This is a genomic window from Pseudomonas sp. P5_A2_2 (assembly GCF_054177685.1).
In genome coordinates this window covers 1-2,449 of sequence record NZ_JBGCUL010000690.1, presented here as the reverse complement: position 1 = coordinate 2,449, position 2,449 = coordinate 1, and the positions used below count along the sequence as shown (strand labels likewise).

At 53.3% G+C, this 2,449-nt stretch carries 2 protein-coding genes and 1 pseudogene; 1 reads left to right on the top strand and 2 read right to left on the bottom strand.

Annotated features, from left to right (window positions below; genetic code table 11):
- Positions 1–430, top strand: a pseudogene (locus ACXRVY_RS24325) (hypothetical protein); the annotation flags it as partial.
- On the opposite strand, the gene ACXRVY_RS24320 reads toward ACXRVY_RS24325, so the two are convergent.
- Together ACXRVY_RS24320 and ACXRVY_RS24315 are read right to left on the bottom strand one after the other, a co-directional pair.
- Positions 424–1,818, bottom strand: a complete 1,395-nt coding sequence (locus ACXRVY_RS24320) for an undecaprenyl-phosphate glucose phosphotransferase (RefSeq protein ID WP_223462670.1) — start codon at positions 1,816–1,818, stop codon at positions 424–426. The pseudogene ACXRVY_RS24325 and the gene ACXRVY_RS24320 overlap by 7 nt on opposite strands.
- 360 nt (positions 1,819–2,178) lie before the next feature.
- Positions 2,179–2,449: winged helix-turn-helix domain-containing protein (locus ACXRVY_RS24315; protein ID WP_458238453.1), on the bottom strand; the 271-nt coding region annotated here is incomplete at its 5' end.

Sequence of the window (2,449 nt, the reverse complement as noted above, 5' to 3'; positions counted from 1 at the left end):
ATTGCCCGGTATCCTTTTTTTGGTTCTTCACGCAATCCCGGGAAACTGTAGGAGCCAGCTTGCTGGCGATGGACTCAAGTACGCCGCGTTTATCCGGTTCACACGCGTTATCGTTATCGACCATCGCAGCTCCTGCAAGGGAGCCTGCCCACGCTTTTTTTGCGGTCGACTGCTGCCGTTGCGCCTGCCTGAAGATAAGTCCGGGCATGCCGATATCGCCCTGAATCGGCTCATCAGCTGTACGGTATCGAGCGGAGATTTAAAAGAAGTCGGCGATGAGTATCGCCACGAGAGTCGACAGCAGAACAGTCTGCCGGTGTTGGTGCAGTTGCAGGCGTGGCTGGTGAAGGTCCAGCCACGAGTGACGAGGCTAACGCATTGCGCAAATGGCTTGCGTCTCCTGGTTAACCTGCGGGTGCATCATCAATAAATGTCTTTTGACAGCAGGGTGAACGGTGTCTTCACCAGGATTTTCACATCCAGCCACAATGACCAGTTATTGATGTACTTGAGGTCGATCTCGACGCGCTTCTGCATCTTGTCGATGGTGTCGGTCTCACCGCGGCAACCGTTGATTTGAGCCAGTCCGGTGATCCCTGGTTTGATTCGGTGGCGCGCCATGTAGGCGAGAATCTTGCCGGAGTAGTAGTTATTGTGCGCAACGGCATGCGGACGTGGCCCGACCAGCGCCATATGGCCCTGCAAGACGTTGAACAATTGCGGTAGCTCATCGATGGAAGTGCGACGGATAAAGCGCCCGATCGGGGTGATTCGCGAGTCGTTACGGCTGGCTTGCTTGACCTCGTGATCGTCATGCACACGCATCGAGCGAAACTTCCAGACCTTGATGACCTTCCCGTTCCATCCGTGGCGGTCCTGTTTGAAAAACACCGGGCCATGGGAGGTGAATTTGACGGCCAGGCCAATGATCAGCAGCAACGGGCTTAGAGCGACAATGGCCATCAGCGCCAGGCTTTTATCGAACAGGCTTTTACTCAGCGCGGCAGTGGGTTGGCTGCTCAGCGGGCATTCAATCAAGTGGATTGCCGGCATGCCATCCACATCACTGACCGAGTGATTGAGCAGCGTCAGGCTGTTCAAGTCCGGGACCCAGACCACATCGACGTTGGCATCCAGCAAGTCGACATACATTTCTTCGATTTGTGCCGCTTCGCTCAGGGGTAGCGTGATGTACAGGCGTCGGATGTCATGGGTCTTGATCAGTTCGAGCAGTTCCTCTTGCGGGCCTACGACAGGTGGCATACCCGTCTCCGGCAAGAGAGCGGTGTCGGAGCTTACCAGGCCGACCAGCGGGAAGTGCTCGAGGGCACGCAGCTTGTTAGCCAGGCCCAGTGCCAGCTCGCCAGTACCGACAATCAGCGTTCTACGCTCGATTTGAAGCGCCCGTTGGTAGTACTTCGAAAAACCATGCAGCGGGACGTACAACAACGCCTGCCCGATGTAGCTGCAGAAGGCCCATATCAGGATGATTTGACGAGAAAACAGTTCGTTGGCCTTGCAGAGGAAGGCGACAATAGCCAGCGCTGCCAGTGTCATTGACCAACCCGTCAGTAGTCTTATCAACCCTTCCAGGTGATTGTCCTTTTTTGCATAGGCGCCGCACCATGTATAGGCCGGAACCGATGCAAGCACAGTCAGCGTTGCGCATACTCGATAATAGAACTCTACCGTTCCGTTCTGGTAATAAACCAATAGAAGTAACAGGGCGACAACAAAGCCCTGACCCAATGCCCACTGTCCCCAGAAGGTCAGTCCTTTGAGGGTGGTATTTCGATTGATACGAAGATTGTTAACCATACGATATCCCCAAAATACGTCCATTCGTGTTTCGACAAACAAGAGCCAAAATTTATGCGTTAAGAGTTGTTGTTCATGCTTAGATGGCGATGCATTGACGACCGAAACGCCACGCGGGCGGCGCTGTCATCAGTTCATAGGTTAAATTATTAGTGCGGGCACTGTCTGACGACTTTTAACGAGCGGGTGGCGTATCTGGTTGATATGTCTGGGTGAGAAGCGCGTTAGAAATAGTCTGGATTAAAGTTTGTTAACGCGGCTTTATAGAGGGCGCGGGCGGTGCCGGAAATACGGAGGGGCGATGGCATGGCGTGCTTTTTTATTGTTGTTTTGCACTGCCGGGACGAACATCTGAATTGCTCAGGCCAGATTTTTTACGCGGACGATTTTTTGGATCACGCAGTACCCGCGATTCCTCACTGCACGAAAAAGGCGTTCGCCGTTACTGGCTTTTTTAAATTTTTCCTGTAGTCGACTCAGGCACATTTCGAGACCCCGATATTGTTCAGGTTCTCTACCGATGCTGCGGATAAGGTCGTCCTTGCTGACCACGCGATCTTCATGGTGCAGCATTTTTTTAAGCAGCGCGGCCTCCAGGCCAGTCAAGACAATTTCCACGTCATCTTTGATC